The organism is Pseudomonas sp. MC6 (assembly GCF_054790575.1).
In genome coordinates, this window is record NZ_CP186504.1 from 3,434,082 (window position 1) to 3,450,222 (window position 16,141).

A 16,141-nucleotide genomic window follows, 5' to 3' on the forward strand; every position below is an offset into this window, starting at 1 on the left:
CGGGTCGAACGACTGCGCCAGGCAATAGTCAATCGCTTACATCGTCAGGGAATTGCCGTCATGAAGCGTCGCTACAGTTGGCCACTAGGGATTTTTGTCGTCGTCGTTGTGCTGCTGATCGCGCTGCATATTGCGCTGCCTTACATGGTGCGCGACTACCTGAACGGCAAACTCGCGGATATGGGTGATTATCGGGGCCAGATCACTGATGTCGATCTGGCCCTATGGCGCGGCGCCTACAAGATCAACGGGCTGAAAATCGTCAAGGTCGACGGCAAGGTACCGGTACCATTCGTTAACGCACCGCTGATCGATCTGGCGGTCAGCTGGCATTCGCTGTGGTACGACCATGCTGTGGTGGCGCAAGTGAAATTCGTCAATCCCGAGATCAATTTCGTCGATGGCGGGGCCAACAAGCAGAACTCCCAGACCGGTCAAGGAACCGACTGGCGCGCGCAACTGGGTAAATTGCTGCCGATCACCCTCGACGAAGTACAGATTCAAGACGGCAAGATCAGCTTCCGCAATTTCAACTCCAAGCCACCGGTCAACATGAACGCGACCAATGTCGACGCCAGCATCTACAACCTGACCAACGTAGTCGACAAACAGGGCAAACGCGACGCCCGCTTTGAAGGCAAAGCCCTGCTGCTGGGGCATGCACCGCTGGAAACCACCGCCACGTTCGACCCGCTGAGCAACTTCGAGGACTTCGAATTCCGTCTGCGCGCCAAAGACATCGAACTTAAACGAATGAACGACTTCGCCTCGGCCTACGGCAAGTTCGACTTCAACGCCGGCCACGGTGACGTGGTGATCGAAGCCCAGGCAAAAAAGGCCCAGGTCAACGGCTACATCAAACCGCTGCTGCGCGATGTCGAAGTGTTCAACTGGCAGCAGGACGTGGAAAACAAGAACAAGAGCATTTTCCGCTCGGTCTGGGAGGCGCTGGTGGGCGGCACGGAAACCGTGCTGAAGAACCAGGCGAAAAACCAGTTCGCCACCAAAGTTGAGCTCAGAGGCAACGTACATCAGCAAAATATCAGCGCGTTCGAAGCGTTTTTGCAGATTTTGCGTAATGGTTTCGTACAGGCATTCAATGCGCGGTATGAGCGGCCGAAGCCGGATGCGGGTTAGGGTTCATTTCTGGAAAAGCATCCAGATATAGAGTATCGGCGCCAATCTGAATATCCGGGGCCGGCCATTCAACGGTCCAACCTTTATCGCCCAAGATGGCAGTCGCAAAGACTTGGGGATCAAGCAAGGGCTGCAACTGCTTACACGTTTGAATATCTCGACTCAAATCGAGTGGCAGCGCTCGACCATCAACAAAGTCCAGTGCAAGCCGGCAATCAGAGAGTGCAGTAACTGCCGCCAAGCGTGGTCGTTTCATGGATAGCATCAATTCAGCGCCTCCAGGCACATGGGGACTGCTTCGCAGCCCAGCGGGAGCAAGCTCCCTCGCCACAGATTCAGTGGACATCCTTAAGGCTATCGTCAAATCAACGAGGCCTGAATACCGGCCATCGGCCGAGACTGAGTCAACATGTGACGCCCCATTCAGAGACTGAATAAGCCGTCTGCGTTCACAGTCGACCGGCCTGCGCGTTATAGTCGGGCATCCGATTATTTCGCCCCCGCCCTGCCCGTCAGGTCGGCGTTACCGTTCGAGGATTAGCAGATGAAGTTCGAAGGCACCCAGGCCTACGTCGCCACCGATGACCTGAAGCTGGCGGTCAACGCCGCCATCACTCTGGAGCGGCCGCTGCTGGTCAAGGGCGAGCCGGGCACCGGCAAGACCATGCTCGCCGAGCAACTGGCCGAATCGTTCGGCGCCAAGTTGATCACCTGGCACATCAAATCCACCACCAAAGCCCATCAGGGCCTGTACGAGTACGATGCGGTCAGCCGCCTGCGCGACTCGCAATTGGGCAATGAAAAAGTCCACGACGTGCGCAACTACTTGAAGAAAGGCAAGCTCTGGGAGGCGTTCGAGTCCGAAGAGCGGGTCATTCTGCTGATCGATGAAATCGACAAGGCTGACATCGAGTTCCCTAACGACTTGCTGCAAGAACTCGACAAGATGGAGTTCTACGTTTACGAGATCGACGAGACCATCAAGGCCAAGAAGCGCCCGATCATCATCATTACCTCTAACAATGAAAAAGAGCTGCCGGATGCCTTCCTGCGCCGCTGCTTCTTCCACTACATCGCCTTCCCCGACCGCACCACCCTGCAGAAAATCGTTGACGTGCACTACCCGGACATCAAGAAGGATCTGGTCAGCGAAGCGCTGGACGTGTTCTTCGATGTGCGCAAGGTGCCGGGCCTGAAGAAGAAGCCCTCGACCTCGGAACTGGTCGACTGGCTCAAGCTGCTGATGGCCGACAACATCGGCGAAGCGGTGCTGCGCGAACGTGATCCGACTAAAGCCATCCCGCCGCTGGCCGGTGCGCTGGTGAAGAACGAACAGGACGTGCAACTGCTTGAGCGCCTGGCGTTCATGAGCCGTCGCGGCACCCGCTAAGAGGCTGATGCCATGTTGCTCAACCTGTTCAATGAAATGCGTGCCGCCAAGGTGCCGGTGTCCGTGCGCGAGTTGCTCGACCTGATCAACGCGCTGAAACAGCGCGTGACCTTCGCCGACATGGACGAGTTCTACTACTTGTCGCGGGCGATTCTGGTCAAGGACGAACGCCATTTCGACAAGTTCGACCGCGCGTTCGGCGCCTACTTCAATGGTCTCGAAAAGCTCGATGATCACTTGCAGGCGCTGATTCCCGAAGACTGGCTGCGCAAGGAGTTCGAGCGCTCGCTGAGCGACGAGGAACGCGCGCAGATCCAGTCCCTCGGCGGTCTGGACAAGCTGATCGAAGAGTTCAAGAAACGTCTGGAAGAACAGAAGGAACGCCACGCCGGCGGCAATAAATGGATTGGCACTGGCGGCACCAGCCCGTTCGGCTCCGGTGGCTTCAACCCGGAAGGCATTCGCGTTGGCGATGCCGGCAAACGCCAAGGCAAAGCGGTGAAAGTCTGGGATCAGCGCGAATACAAGAACCTCGATGATTCGGTGGAACTGGGCACGCGCAATATCAAAGTCGCCCTGCGCCGACTGCGCAAATTCGCCCGCCAAGGCGCGGCAGAAGAGCTGGACATCGACGGCACCATCGACCACACCGCCAAGGACGCCGGTCTGCTGAATATCCAGATGCGCCCCGAGCGACGCAACACCGTGAAGCTGTTGCTGCTGTTCGACATCGGCGGTTCGATGGACGCGCATGTGAAGATTTGCGAAGAGCTGTTCTCGGCCTGCAAGACCGAGTTCAAGCATCTGGAGTATTTCTACTTCCACAACTTCGTTTACGAATCGGTGTGGAAGAACAACATGCGCCGCACTTCAGAGCGCACGTCGACTCAGGACCTGCTGCACAAGTACGGCGCCGACTACAAAGTGATCTTCATCGGTGACGCCGCCATGGCGCCCTATGAAATCACCCAGGCCGGCGGCAGTGTCGAGCACTGGAACGAAGAGCCGGGCTACGTGTGGATGCAGCGCTTCATGGAGAAGTACAAGAAGCTCATCTGGATCAACCCGTATCCGAAAGATACCTGGGGCTATACCTCATCGACCAATATCGTGCGGGATCTGATCGAGGATCAGATGTATCCGTTGACGTTGCGCGGGCTTGAGGAAGGGATGCGGTTTCTTTCCAAATAACCTGCTTTGTCTGTACGGACGCTATCGCGAGCAGGCTCACTCCTACATTTGGAATGCGTTCCCCTGTAGGAGTGAGCCTGCTCGCGATGCTTCTAGCTATCTTTGAAGCGCTGCAGATATTTGATGTGCTCACGGTGCGCAACCTCCTGCACCACCGGCCGCAACCGCACCTGCGCCCCCGGCAGACACTGCGCCAACCGCGCCAACGCCATCGGCGTCAACGCGCCCAATCGCGGATACCCGCCAATCGTCTGCCGATCATTGAGCAACACAATCGGCTGCCCGTCCGGTGGCACTTGAACGGCGCCTAACGGAATACCCTCGGAAATCATCGGCTGGCCTTGGTATTGCAACGCTTTGCCGAGCAAGCGAATGCCCATGCGATCGGCGCGACTGTCCAGCCTCCAGGCACTGTTGAATGCATCGAACAGACTCTGCCCGCTGAAATGGCCAATCTGCGCACCGAGCACCAGATCCAGTGGTGCATTCGACTTCAGATCCGGCCGCAACGCCAACGGCACTTCCCGTACCCACAGCGATTCCCCGCGATAACTCAGCGTTGATTCCGCGGCCAACGGCAAACCCATGCCATCCAGACCACCGAGTTCTTCACGTACAACCGTGGCGCTACTGCCCAGCACCTTCGGTGCATCAAAACCACCGGGCGCCGCCAGATAGGCCCGAGCCCCAAGCAACGGCTGCGTGAACAGCAACTTCTGTCCTTTACCCAACTTGAAACTGCGCCACGGCGCCAGCGGTTGACCCTCAATCTGCGCGCCAAGATCAGCTCCAGCCAGCGCCAGCAAGCAGTCCTCCTCCGCGATGACGGCAAAGCCGCCGAGGGTGATTTCGATCACCGGCACATCCAGTCCGTTGCCCAGCAACCAGTTGGTCCAGCTCATTGAGCACCAGTCCGCTGCGCCGCCCTGGGTGACGCCCAGATGGCGCACGCCGAAACGTCCTGCGTCCTGCAACAGGCACAGCGGCGTACTCGCTTCAATCGTCAGTCGGCTCATGCCTGCACCTCCAGTGGCGTGTCATCGCCGCCCAGATTGACGAACTCGGCATGACTGACCGCTTCGAATCGCACCGTGTCGCCCGGTTGCATCAGACTGTAGCCCTCGCGGTTGCGGTCGAACAATTTGGCCGGGGTGCGGCCGATCAGATTCCAGCCGCCGGGAGAGACCACGGGGTAAGCCGCCGTCTGCCGTTCGGCAATGCCGACGCTACCGGCAGCGACTTTTTTGCGTGGCGTGTTCAGGCGAGGCGCGGCAAGCACTTCTTCGACCAACCCCATAAACGCGAATCCCGGCGCAAAGCCAAGCGCAAACACCTGATATTCGCGACCACTGTGGCGACGTATCACCTCCTCCACTGCCAGCCCACTGCGCTCGGCCAGCAGGACCAATTCCGGGCCGACGCTCAAGTCATACCAGACCGGCAACACATGACATTGACCGCCAGTTCGCACATTCGGCGACAGGTCGATCAACGCCTCGGCGATCAACTCCCGCGCCTGACTCGGGCTCAGAGCCGTCAGATCGTAATGCACCATCAATGTCGTATACGACGGCACCAGATCGATCAATTGCGCGCCAAATGCCGCACGCAAACGCTCACTGGCAGCGAGCATCCAAGGCATGTTGGCTTCGACGATTTCATCGAACAGCCGCAGCATCAGGCAATCCAGTGCCACCACTTCAATCCTTGGGTTCATGGCGCACTCTGCTGATTCAGGGCCTCGCGAATGCGCTGCACAGCGGCGACCGAACTGGCGTTGTCGCCGTGCACGCAGAGGGTATTGGCGTGCAGCAGCAAGGCACTGCCGTCGTTGGCGCTGAGGCTGTCGCCACGGGCGATGGTCAGGGCTTGTTCGATAATGGTTTCGGCATCGTGATGCACCGCGCCCGGCAATTGCCGTGAAACCAGTTTGCCGGCACTGTCGTAAGCGCGGTCAGCGAAGGCTTCGAACCACAGGGTCACTCCGTACTCATCACCGATCTGCTGCGCGGCGCAGTTGTCGCGAGTAGCCATGAGCATCACCGGCAGACTGCGGTCGTAAGCAGCCACCGCCTGGATCACTGCACGCAATTGCGCGGGGTTGGCCATCATGTCGTTGTACATCGCGCCATGGGGTTTGACGTAACTGACGCGCCCGCCCTGGGCTTGGCAGATGCCGTCGAGGGCACCGATCTGGTAATGCAGAATGTCTTGCAGTTCTTGCGCCGAGTACGCCATGGAACGTCGACCGAATCCGACCAGGTCCTGATAGGCCGGGTGTGCGCCGATCTGCACGCCGTGGCTCAACGCCAGGCTGACGGTCTTGCGCATGATGCTCGGATCACCCGCGTGGAAACCACAGGCCACGTTGGCGCAATCGATGAAGGGCATGACCTCGGCATCCAGACCCATGGTCCAACTGCCGAAGCTCTCGCCAATGTCGCAATTCAATAGCAGGCGGCTCACGGTGAACACTCCTGTAGGTGCTTGTCTTTTTATCTGTAGGACTGTGCTGCGCAGGTTATCAGTTACTGCGCATCGAGTTGCTTGCCTCGGGTTTCCGGCAGACTCAACGCCGCGATAATCACCACGCCGTAAGACACTGCGGCAAAGGCACCAATGCCTACGCTCAACGGTACTTTCTGGCTAAGCAGACCAATCAGCAGCGGAAACAATGCCGCCAGCGCCCGACCGATGTTGTAGCAAAAGCCCTGCCCCGAACCGCGAATTCGCGTGGGAAACAGCTCGGTCAGAAACGCGCCCATGCCGCTGAAAATCCCCGAGGCGAAGAAGCCCAGCGGGAAGCCCAGCCACAGCATCACGCCGTTGCTCACCGGCAACTGCGTGTAGAGCAGAACGATGGTGAACGAGCCGACTGCGAAGAGGATGAAGTTCTTTTTCCGCCCCAGCAGGTCAGTCAGATAAGCGCTGATCACGTAACCGACGTAAGAGCCGACAATCACCATCGCCAGATAACCGCCCGTGCCGAGTACGCTCAAGCCGCGTTCGTTTTTCAGAAAGGTCGGAAGCCACGAAGTGATCGCGTAGTAACCACCCAGCGCGCCGGTGGTCAGCAGCGAAGCGCGAAACGTGGTGAAGAGCATGCCGGGGGCGAAGATCTCATAGAACTTCGATTGGTTTTCTGGCGTTTGCTGCGCCTTGGCTTCGCGGTAGATCTCCGGATCCTTCACCAGACGGCGGACAAAAATCACAAAAATCGCCGGCACGATGCCGAGGATGAACAGCGCCCGCCAGGCATCTTCCGGCGGCAATACCGAGAACAGCAACGCATACAGAATCGCCGTCAGTCCCCAGCCCAACGCCCACCCGGATTGCACCATGCCCACCGCTTTGCCGCGATCCTTGGCGCGGATGACCTCGCCGATCAGCACCGCCCCGGCGGTCCATTCGCCGCCGAAACCGAAGCCCATCAAGGTCCGGGCGATCAGCAGTTGTTCGTAGTTTTGCGCGAAGCCGCAGAGGAAGGTAAAGAAGGCGAACCACAGCACGGTCAGTTGCAGGGTGCGCACACGACCGATGCGGTCGGAGAGAATTCCGGCGACCCAGCCGCCGATGGCCGAAGCGATCAAGGTGCTGGTGTGAATCAGCCCGACCTCACCGGTGGTAATGCCCCACATCGCGATCAGCGTCGGCACGACGAAGCTGAGCATCTGCGTGTCCATGCCGTCCAGACCGTAGCCGATCTTGCAGCTCCAGAACGTGCGGCGCTCCTGTTGGTTGATGTTGCGATACCAGTCGAAAGGCCCGGGACGCGCCGTTGCCTTGGGTACTTCTAGGGTGTCGGGAGCACGCATGGCTTATCTCCGCAGGTTTTTTATTGGTCTTGTTCGTAGCCCCGACGACGCCTATCGTGGGGACCGGATGCGTCGATTTTTCGTCGCGCGGCCCTGCTGCGTCCAACGAATAAAAACCCGCCTTAGCCATAAGAAAAATTTGTCACCCGAGCCTTGCCCATGAACCTGAAGTTTCTCGAGACCTTTGTCTGGGTCGCCCGCCTGAAGAGTTTTCGCCTGACCGCCGACAAGCTGTTCACCACCCAGGCGTCGATTTCCAGCCGCATCGCGGTGTTGGAGGGTGAGCTGGGGGTGAAGCTGTTTTTGCGCGATTCACGTGGTGTCAGCCTGACGCCCGAAGGGTTGAAAGTGCTGGAGTATGCCGAGCAGATGCTGGACACCATGTCAGCACTGAAACAGTCGATCGAGACCCGGTCGAGCAAGGTCGGCCGTGTACGTATCGGCGTGATGGACACGGTGATTCACACCTGGCTCAGCCCGTTGGTGGCGCAAATGACCGACCTGTATCCACGGGTGGAAATCGAGCTGGTGGCGGATACTTCGCTGAACCTCTGCGATCAATTGCAAAAAGGCTTTCTCGACATCGTTCTGCAAACTGACCTGATCCGCCATGAAAGCGTGCGCAGTCTGGAGCTGGCCAGCCATCCGCTGGGCTGGATTGTCGCCAGTAATTCGATCTACAACCGCGACTACGCCGACCTCACCGAACTGGCGCAGGAGCGGATCATCACCTACTCGAAAAACTCCCGGCCGCATCAGGACCTGCTGGCGTTGATGCAGGCGAGCGGCGTGATAGCGCCGCGCTTGAATTGCGTGAATTCGGTGTCGGCGATCACGCGGTTGTTGCGTGATGGGTTTGGTATTGGTGTGCTGCCGCCGGTGCTGGTGGCTGAGGAACTGGCGCGGGGCGAATTGACCTTGTTGGCGATTGATCAACGGCCGCCGGACTTGCAGGTGGTGGTGTCGTGGCGGGTGGGGGTTGAGTGGGTCGAGGAGATTGTGACGTTGTGTCAGCAGGTGCTGGTGGGGTATGCGCAGAAGGTCGGTGATGGGTATGTGGTTTTGACCCCTTAACAGCAAAAGATCGTCCGATCGCGGCCCGAACCTTCGGCAGCTCCTACATTGATCTCTGTAGGAGCTGCCGAAGGTTCGGGCCGCGATCGGACGATCTTTTGATCTTGAGCTGTTACAACCCACGCACGTCGCGGTCTTCGATCGGCCGGCTCTGACGCAGGCGCCGGCCACCGAGCACGACCCAATCGATCAAGCGGAACAGGCACTCAACCCCGAACGACAGCAGCAACGCGCCGCTCATGCCCCAGATCATCGCTTCCGGGGTCAGCAGGATCTGGTAGCTGTAGCCGTTCCACGTTTCCTTGCGGATATCCGGATCAGCGGCCAGCACCACTTGAAGAAAGCGGATGTACCACGGGCCTTGCATCGCCTGGAACTGCTTGTCCAGCGCGATCTGACGGCTGAGCAACGTGTTCAGGCTGTCGGCATCGCTGCGAAACACTGGGTCTTCACTGGCGCGATAATGCGCGACCAGCGCCTGCATATCGCCTTTGAAGAATTGATCAGCCGTGCCCTGAAAACCGCGCAGACCGGTCTGCGCTTCGATCAGATGCGCCTCGACGCGTTTCGCGTAATCGTTGATGAAACCCGGCACCTGGACACCAATCAACAGGCCCGCCGCAAACAAAACCAGCCGTACATAACTGAGCAACATGGGGTGCAATCCTTATTCGGTCTTGCCCTGACTGACGCATTCGCCGCGTCGCCACAGGCTCCATTGGCCCGGTTCGTAACGGGTCCAGGTTTCGTTTTCGGTCAAAGGCTCAGTGGCGATCACCGTGACCACGTCGTTGGGCGTGGTTTCCGCCTGAAAATCGACGATCACGTCGACATCCTTCAGACGCGCCGGGCCGAACGGTGCGCGACGGGTGATCTGTGCGAGTTTGGTCGAGCAATAGCAGAACAGCCAGTCGCCATCGCTGAGCAGGCAATTGAACACGCCTTTGCTGCGGTATTCGGCGCACGCGGCGACCAGATCCGGCAGCAGTTCTTCTATATCGACCGGCTCCGGGAATGCTGCACGCACGCGGTTGAGCAAATCGCAGAATGCCGCTTCGCTGTCGGTATCGCCGACCGGGCGGTAGAAGCTTTTGATCGGGGTGAAATCGGCGAGCTGGCCGTTGTGCGCGAAGCACCAGTTGCGTCCCCACAGTTCGCGGACGAACGGGTGGGTGTTGGACAGGCAGACTTTGCCGACGTTGGCCTGGCGGATGTGGCCGATGACCACTTCACTCTTGATCGGATAACGCTGCACCAGATTGGCGACTTCCGACTCGCAACTCGCGGCCGGGTCCTGAAACAGGCGCAAGCCACGGCCTTCATAGAAGGCAATGCCCCAGCCATCGCGGTGCGGGCCGGTGCGGCCGCCGCGCTGCATCAAGCCGGTGAAGCTGAACACGATATCGGTCGGCACGTTGGCACTCATGCCCAGTAATTCACACATGTGCGGACTCTCGGGTTACAGGCGCGGCTCGACCCGCATGCGCTGCGGATTATTCGGCAGAGGTGGACGGCCATAACGGTCATCACCGGCGCCGCCAAACGGTTGATCGTCATCGCGATCATCGGCGCGGGCGGCGGCTTTGGCGGCTTCTGCCTGTTCACGACGCGCACGCGAAGCACGTTCGATCGGGAAGCGGATCGCCACGAAAATCAGGTAAATGCCGAAAGCGATCATGCTGTACATGAACAGATCGGAGACTGCACGCCAGGCGTTGTTGCCGACCTTGAAGGCCAGGTCCAGCGCGGTGATGGCAATGGACGGCGCAACCTTGGCTTTCACCGGATCAATGATGGTCGGGCTGAACAGCAACACCGCCATCAACACGCGCAGCGGCTCGCGCAACCAGCGCCACATCCAGGTAGTCAGGCGCATCCATACCAACAGGCAGCCCACAGCGGCAAAGGCGTAGAGGCCCCAGGCGATCAGATAGTCGTTCTCGGTCATGGTGTCCATGGCAAGGCAGGCAAAGAGGCGCTTATAGTAACGACTTTTCGCCCGTGCGGCTTGTCCCAATAGACACACGACCTGTGGGAGCGAGCCTGCTCGCGAATACGGACTGTCAGTTGAAACTTTGTTGTCTGACCCACCGCATTCGCGAGCAGGCTCGCTCCCACAGGGGACTGCGGCGGTTTCACGATCCGCGAAAACCTTTATTCCGAACATTGTCCGAGAGCCTTCCATGCCCCAATCCGCCAACGTCATCAGTGCCCCGATCGCCCACAAGGCTGCCGGTGCCGACCCGTATGCCTGGCTGCAGGAGCGCGACACCGACGCGGTGCTCGATTACCTCAAGGCCGAAAACGCCTATCAGGAAGCGCAAACCGCCGATCAAGCTGAACTGCGCGAAGCCCTGTTCGAGGAGATCAAGGGCCGGATTCTGGAAACCGACCTGTCCCTGCCCTCGCCGTGGGGCCCGTATCTGTATTACACCCGCACCACGGCGGGCGACGAATACGCCCGGCATTACCGCTGCCCGCGTCCGGCAGACGATAGCCTGAGCCTCGACGAAAGCCGCGAACAACTGCTGCTCGACCCGAATGTGCTGGCCAATGGCGGTTTTTTCTCACTGGGTGCGTTCAGCATCAGCCCGGATCACCAGCGTCTGGCCTACAGCGTCGACGCCTCGGGCGATGAAATCTACACGTTGTTCGTCAAGGAACTGGCCAACGACAAAGTCAGCGAACTGGAATTCGCAGACTGCGACGGCAGCATGACCTGGGCCAACGACAGCCTGACCCTGTTTTTCGGCGTACTCGACGACACCCATCGTCCACACAAACTGTTCCGTTATCGCCTCGACGGCACCGCTGCCGAAGAAGTTTTCCACGAGCCGGACGGGCGTTTCTTCCTGCACTGCTACCGTTCCAGTTCCGAGCAGCAATTGCTGCTGTCGCTGGGTAGCAAGACCACCAGCGAAGTCTGGGCGCTCGACGCCAATCAGCCGCACCAGCCCTTCACTTGCCTGGCGCCACGGGTCGAAGATCATGAATACGATGTCGATCACGGTCTGCTCGATGGCGTGTGGACATGGTTTATCCGCACCAACCGCGACGGCATCAACTACGCCCTGTACCAGGCGCCGGACAGCGGCACCGCGCCGACCGAAGCCGACTGGCAAAACCTGATCCCCCACAGCGACACAGTGATGCTCGATGGCGTCAGCCTCAACACCGACGCCATGACCCTGAGCCTGCGCGAGGGTGGCCTGCCGATCATCGAAGTTCACCCACACGGTCTGACGCCTTATCGCGTGCAATTGCCGGACGCGACCTACAGCCTCTATGTGCAAAACAGCCTGGAGTTCGAGAGCGACCGCATTCGTCTGCGCTACGAGGCGCTAAACCGCCCGGCACAGGTTCGCCAACTGCTCCTCGCCAGTGGCGAACAAACCGTTTTGAAAGAAACCCCGGTACTCGGCCCGTTCGACGCCGACGCGTACGTCAGCCAGCGTTTGTGGGCGACCGCACCGGACGGTACGCAAGTGCCGATCAGCCTGGTGATGAAGCGCGAAATGGTCGGCCAAGCGGTGCCGCTGTATCTCTACGGTTACGGCGCTTACGGTTCGAGCCTTGATCCGTGGTTCTCCCACGCCCGTCTGAGCCTCTTGGATCGCGGCATGGCATTCGCCATCGCCCATGTGCGCGGCGGCGGTGAACTGGGCGAAGCCTGGTATCGCGCCGGCAAGCAGGAACACAAACACAACACCTTCACCGACTTCATTGCCTGCGCCGAGTTCTTGATCCTTAACGGCATCACCACAGCTGAAAAACTGGCGATCAGTGGCGGCAGCGCGGGTGGTTTGCTCATCGGTGCCGTGCTCAACCAGCGTCCCGATCTGTTCGGCGTGGCGATTGCTGAGGTGCCGTTCGTCGACGTGCTCAATACCATGCTCGATCCGGATCTGCCGCTGACCGTTACCGAGTACGACGAGTGGGGCAATCCAGAAGAGCCGCAGGTTTACGAGCGAATCAAGGCGTATGCGCCGTACGAAAACGTCAGCGCGCAGGACTATCCGGCGACGCTGGTAATCGCCGGCTATAACGACAGCCGCGTGCAGTACTGGGAAGCGGCGAAGTGGGTGGCGAAATTGCGCGCGACCAAGACCGACAACAATGTGCTGCTGCTCAAGACCGAATTGGGCGCCGGGCATGGCGGAATGAGCGGGCGTTATCAGGGATTACGTGACGTAGCGCTCGAATATGCATTTGTTTTCAAGGTTTTGGGCCTGGCCTGAGGAACTCCGTCGGTCACTTGGGTCTTAATTGCAGACCCAAGAGGCCGATACCACACAGATCCCCTGTAGGAGTGAGCCTGCTCGCGATAGCGGTATGTCAGTTAAAGATGATTTGAATGACCGACCGCTATCGCGAGCAGGCTCACTCCTACAAGGGATCGTCTGAAGCCTGAAACAGTGAAAACAAAAAGACCGTGACGACATGTCAGAACCGACCTTACTGAACAACGAAATCCGCGACTGGCTGATGGACTGCGGCCTGTTCGATCAATTGCAACTGGCCGACTTTGCGGCCGCTTCCGGCTACTTCAGCATCAGCACTGTGGCTGAGGGCGAGGCGATTTTCCGCGAGGGCGATGCCGGCAGTTTCATGTGCATCCTCCACACCGGCCAGGTCGCCGTGCAGAAAACCGGGCCCGATGGTCAGGTGATCACTATGGCCACCCTGCGCAGCGGTCGGGCGTTCGGTGAAATGGCCGTTCTGGACGGTGAACGCCGCTCGGCCACCTGCGTCGCCGCGACTAATTGCCAGCTACTGAACCTCGGTAAGGATTCGCTGGAAAAAATGCTCAACGACGCGCCGAAGATCGCCGCGAAGATCATCCGCGCCCTCGCCGTATCCCTGTCGAAACGCCTGCGCATGGCCGACGGTCAACTGGCGGCGCAACAGGTTTAACCGCCGGGGGTTTTCGCTTTGGTGCCGCTCGGTTCAATGCCCGGCACAGGTTGATCCTTGCTCGGCGGGCTGGGCATTTCAATCGGCACCAGCGGCGGGCTGCCACTGCCGGCACCCGACTTGGGAATGTTGATCGGCGTGATCTGCGGATACGGCGTCGGCGTCGCGGTGCCGGGCGCGCCGGGTTGCGGCGCCGGGCTGACCGGTATTGTCTGTTGCGCCTGCACTGCAGTAATCGAGAGCGCGGCCAGGGCAATGACCGTTAGAATGGTGCGCTTCATCAAGGGCTCCGTTTGGCCTCTAGTCTGCGCTCAGGCTACTCCCAACGGGCCTGCTTGCCTTCCCCCTTGTAGAGATTTCCATGAAACGTTTCGTTCTGCTCGACACCACCCCGATCCCTGAAAGCGGCGGTGCCCTGTGCCTGTTCGAATATGGCGAGGACTTCGTCATCAAGATCCAGGGCGGCGACGGCGGGCAATTGATGAACACGCGCATGCACGGCTCCGAAGATGCTCTGGCCGAAATTCCTTGCCGTAAAGTGGCCGGGCGGCCGGACTCACGGGTGCTGATCGGCGGTCTGGGCATGGGCTTTACCCTCGCCTCGGCGCTCAAGCATCTGGGCAAAACCGCTGAAGTGGTGGTCGCGGAACTGGTGCCCGGCGTGGTCGAGTGGAACCGTGGCCCGCTCGGCGAGAAGTCCGGCCGGCCGCTGCTCGATCCGCGCACGGTGATCCGTCAGGAAGACGTGGCCAAGGTGCTGCAAAGCGAACCGAACGGCTTCGACGCGATCATGCTCGACGTCGACAACGGCCCCGAAGGCCTGACCCAGAAGGCCAATAGCTGGCTGTACTCCGCCGCTGGTCTGAATGCCTGTGCCAAAGCATTGCGACCGAAAGGTGTGCTGGCGGTGTGGTCGGCCAGCGCCGATCGGCTGTTTTCCGACAAATTGAAGAAGGCCGGTTTCAAGGCCGAAGAAGTTCAGGTCTTCGCCCATGGCAACAAGGGCACGCGCCACACGATCTGGATTGCCGAGAAGCTCAAAGGCTGAGCTAAACTCTGCGCATAACCGTCATTAGTCTTTTACAAAGGTGAACCCATGAGTTCGTCCACCCCAACCAATACGTCGAAACTGGATCGCATCCTCGCCGACAACCAGCGCGACAAGGAAATGGGCTACCGCGACAAAGCCCTGAAGATGTACCCGCACGTCTGTGGCCGCTGCACCCGTGAGTTTTCCGGCAAGCGCCTGAGCGAACTGACCGTGCACCACCGCGACCACAACCACGACAACAACCCGCAGGACGGCTCTAACTGGGAATTGTTGTGCCTGTATTGCCACGACAACGAACACTCGCGCTATACCGACCAGCAGTATTTCAGCGAAGGCTCGCTGAGCACGCCGAAGATTGCCAAGGCGACGCATAACCCGTTTGCCGCGTTGGCCGGGTTGATGAAGAAAGAAGATTAAAAAGCAAAAGATCGCAGCCTTCGGCAGCTCCTACAGGGTGTACACCATCCAAATGTAGGAGCTGCCGAAGGCTGCGATCTTTTGATCTTATCCCCGTATAATCGCGCTCTTTTTCCCGAAGGCACCCCGCTCGTGGCAGACAAACGGTACAGCTGCATTGGTTTGTATAACCCCAAATCACCGGAGAACGTCGGTTCGGTGATGCGCGCCGCAGGCTGTTATGGCGTGGCGTCGGTGTTCTACACCGGCAAGCGTTATGAACGCGCCGCCGACTTCGTCACCGACACCAAACGCGTGCACTACGACATCCCGCTGATCGGCATCGACGATCTGAAAAAGATCCTCCCGCTCAACTGCGTACCGGTCGCCGTGGAACTGGTCGAAGGCGCTCGCCCGCTGCCGGAATACACCCACCCGGATCGCGCCCTGTACATCTTCGGCCCCGAAGACGGATCGCTGGACAAAGAGATCCGCGACTGGTGCGAAGACGTCGTGTACATCCCGACCACCGGCTGCATGAACCTCGCCGCCACGGTCAACGTCGTGCTCTACGACCGCATGGCCAAGGGCTTGAACACCCGCTCCGGGCCAAAATTCCGCTGAAGCGTCGCACATCCGATGGAACGAGCTGACTGCTCTGGCAGTCAGCTTGTTTATCGATTATTCATTGCCTGGAGAAAGATCATGACCGAGCTCAAACGTGTCGAACGTATCGAATCCACCCCGTTCCAGAGCCATCCCGAGCAGAACGTCGAAGGCTGGGAGCGCATCGGCTCATTGGCCGGTGGCGTGATCATGGTCGGCAAGGGCCTGCGCCGTGGCGGTGTGTTCGGCTTGATTCAGGTGGCGATTGGCGGCGTGGCGATGGCGCGCGGGATTACCGGGCACAGTTCGGTGAAAAGCCTGATCGAGAAGAGTCGTCAGGACATGAATAACGTGCGGGCGAAGATCGAGCGGGCCGGCGAAGAGCTGAGCAAGCTCAAGGCCAATGCCGAAGCGGCGACCAGCACTGCCACCGTGACCGGCAATGATTCGGTGAAGTCGCCGAAAACCGGGGTTTGATCCGAGATTTGCGGTGGGGTTGAGGGCCCCATCGCGAGCAGGCTCACTCCTACATTTGGAATGCGTTCACTTGTAGGAGTGAGCCTGCTC

The 16,141-nt window shown here is 59.5% G+C and carries 19 protein-coding genes; 10 read left to right on the top strand and 9 right to left on the bottom strand.

What is annotated here, in order from left to right:
* The first annotated feature begins 60 nt into the window (after positions 1-60).
* Positions 61-1,137 (top strand): DUF748 domain-containing protein, encoded by a 1,077-nt coding sequence (locus ACOYXE_RS15315; protein WP_405122143.1) that lies wholly within the window; start codon positions 61-63, stop codon positions 1,135-1,137.
* On the opposite strand, the gene ACOYXE_RS15320 is transcribed toward ACOYXE_RS15315, so the two are convergent.
* Positions 1,097-1,393, bottom strand: coding sequence for a DUF2442 domain-containing protein (locus tag ACOYXE_RS15320; RefSeq protein WP_460926234.1), 297 nt, complete (start codon positions 1,391-1,393; stop codon positions 1,097-1,099). The two genes, ACOYXE_RS15315 and ACOYXE_RS15320, sit on opposite strands and share 41 nt — an antisense overlap.
* 288 nt (positions 1,394-1,681) lie before the next feature.
* Here ACOYXE_RS15320 and ACOYXE_RS15325 point away from each other — a divergent pair, with 288 nt between their 5' ends.
* Both ACOYXE_RS15325 and ACOYXE_RS15330 read left to right on the top strand, forming a co-directional pair.
* Positions 1,682-2,527, top strand: a complete 846-nt coding sequence (locus ACOYXE_RS15325) for an AAA family ATPase (protein ID WP_007911294.1) — start codon at positions 1,682-1,684, stop codon at positions 2,525-2,527.
* Positions 2,528-2,539: 12 nt separating this feature from the next.
* Positions 2,540-3,718, top strand: coding sequence for a vWA domain-containing protein (locus ACOYXE_RS15330; protein WP_007911295.1), 1,179 nt, complete (start codon positions 2,540-2,542; stop codon positions 3,716-3,718).
* Between the two features lie 92 nt (positions 3,719-3,810).
* On the opposite strand, the gene ACOYXE_RS15335 is transcribed toward ACOYXE_RS15330, so the two are convergent.
* The 4 genes from ACOYXE_RS15335 to ACOYXE_RS15350 form a co-directional block, all read right to left on the bottom strand.
* Entirely contained in the window at positions 3,811-4,734 is a 924-nt protein-coding gene (locus ACOYXE_RS15335; protein WP_460926235.1) for a 5-oxoprolinase subunit C family protein, read from the bottom strand.
* Complete coding sequence (locus ACOYXE_RS15340; RefSeq protein WP_460926236.1) at positions 4,731-5,435, bottom strand: 5-oxoprolinase subunit B family protein; 705 nt, start codon at positions 5,433-5,435, stop codon at positions 4,731-4,733. The genes ACOYXE_RS15335 and ACOYXE_RS15340 overlap by 4 nt, the downstream gene beginning before the upstream one ends.
* Positions 5,432-6,184, bottom strand: a complete 753-nt coding sequence (locus ACOYXE_RS15345; protein ID WP_460926237.1) for a 5-oxoprolinase subunit PxpA — start codon at positions 6,182-6,184, stop codon at positions 5,432-5,434. Before ACOYXE_RS15345 ends, ACOYXE_RS15340 begins: the two co-directional genes overlap by 4 nt.
* Before the next feature lie 62 nt (positions 6,185-6,246).
* The gene (locus tag ACOYXE_RS15350) at positions 6,247-7,533 is read right to left on the bottom strand and encodes an MFS transporter (RefSeq protein WP_460926238.1); all 1,287 of its coding nucleotides are present in this window, start codon (positions 7,531-7,533) and stop codon (positions 6,247-6,249) included.
* Between the two features lie 159 nt (positions 7,534-7,692).
* On the opposite strand from ACOYXE_RS15350, the gene ACOYXE_RS15355 reads away from it, so the two are divergent.
* Positions 7,693-8,607 carry a LysR family transcriptional regulator gene (locus tag ACOYXE_RS15355; RefSeq protein ID WP_160056592.1) on the top strand — a complete coding sequence of 305 codons (915 nt, stop codon included), beginning with the start codon at positions 7,693-7,695 and terminating at the stop codon, positions 8,605-8,607.
* Between the two features lie 112 nt (positions 8,608-8,719).
* Here ACOYXE_RS15355 and ACOYXE_RS15360 read toward each other — a convergent pair whose 3' ends face one another.
* Genes ACOYXE_RS15360 through ACOYXE_RS15370 form a run of 3 tightly spaced genes read right to left on the bottom strand, consistent with a single transcriptional unit; the run spans position 8,720 to position 10,564 of the window.
* Positions 8,720-9,262 carry a DUF2937 family protein gene (locus ACOYXE_RS15360; RefSeq protein WP_160056590.1) on the bottom strand — a complete coding sequence of 181 codons (543 nt, stop codon included), beginning with the start codon at positions 9,260-9,262 and terminating at the stop codon, positions 8,720-8,722.
* A gap of 12 nt (positions 9,263-9,274) precedes the next feature.
* On the bottom strand, positions 9,275-10,051 hold the full coding sequence (locus ACOYXE_RS15365) for a class II glutamine amidotransferase (protein WP_007911322.1): 777 nt from the start codon (positions 10,049-10,051) through the stop codon (positions 9,275-9,277).
* Positions 10,052-10,066: 15 nt separating this feature from the next.
* Complete coding sequence (locus ACOYXE_RS15370; RefSeq protein ID WP_095119087.1) at positions 10,067-10,564, bottom strand: MFS transporter; 498 nt, start codon at positions 10,562-10,564, stop codon at positions 10,067-10,069.
* Positions 10,565-10,790: 226 nt separating this feature from the next.
* On the opposite strand from ACOYXE_RS15370, the gene ACOYXE_RS15375 reads away from it, so the two are divergent.
* Both ACOYXE_RS15375 and ACOYXE_RS15380 read left to right on the top strand, forming a co-directional pair.
* Positions 10,791-12,845 carry a S9 family peptidase gene (locus ACOYXE_RS15375; protein WP_460926239.1) on the top strand — a complete coding sequence of 685 codons (2,055 nt, stop codon included), beginning with the start codon at positions 10,791-10,793 and terminating at the stop codon, positions 12,843-12,845.
* A 202-nt stretch (positions 12,846-13,047) separates the two neighbouring features.
* Positions 13,048-13,521 (top strand): cyclic nucleotide-binding domain-containing protein, encoded by a 474-nt coding sequence (locus ACOYXE_RS15380; RefSeq protein WP_077571551.1) that lies wholly within the window; start codon positions 13,048-13,050, stop codon positions 13,519-13,521.
* On the opposite strand, the gene ACOYXE_RS15385 is transcribed toward ACOYXE_RS15380, so the two are convergent.
* Positions 13,518-13,802 (bottom strand): hypothetical protein, encoded by a 285-nt coding sequence (locus ACOYXE_RS15385; RefSeq protein WP_160056586.1) that lies wholly within the window; start codon positions 13,800-13,802, stop codon positions 13,518-13,520. The genes ACOYXE_RS15380 and ACOYXE_RS15385 overlap by 4 nt on opposite strands.
* 80 nt (positions 13,803-13,882) lie before the next feature.
* On the opposite strand from ACOYXE_RS15385, the gene ACOYXE_RS15390 reads away from it, so the two are divergent.
* The 4 genes from ACOYXE_RS15390 to ACOYXE_RS15405 all read left to right on the top strand — a co-directional run bounded on the left by ACOYXE_RS15390 (position 13,883) and on the right by ACOYXE_RS15405 (position 16,051).
* On the top strand, positions 13,883-14,569 hold the full coding sequence (locus tag ACOYXE_RS15390) for a spermidine synthase (RefSeq protein WP_007911335.1): 687 nt from the start codon (positions 13,883-13,885) through the stop codon (positions 14,567-14,569).
* Between the two features lie 48 nt (positions 14,570-14,617).
* Positions 14,618-14,989, top strand: a complete 372-nt coding sequence (locus ACOYXE_RS15395) for a YajD family HNH nuclease (RefSeq protein WP_007911336.1) — start codon at positions 14,618-14,620, stop codon at positions 14,987-14,989.
* A gap of 132 nt (positions 14,990-15,121) precedes the next feature.
* Positions 15,122-15,592, top strand: a complete 471-nt coding sequence (locus ACOYXE_RS15400) for an RNA methyltransferase (RefSeq protein WP_007911337.1) — start codon at positions 15,122-15,124, stop codon at positions 15,590-15,592.
* A gap of 81 nt (positions 15,593-15,673) precedes the next feature.
* Positions 15,674-16,051 carry a YgaP family membrane protein gene (locus tag ACOYXE_RS15405; RefSeq protein WP_160056584.1) on the top strand — a complete coding sequence of 126 codons (378 nt, stop codon included), beginning with the start codon at positions 15,674-15,676 and terminating at the stop codon, positions 16,049-16,051.
* Positions 16,052-16,141 lie beyond the last annotated feature (90 nt).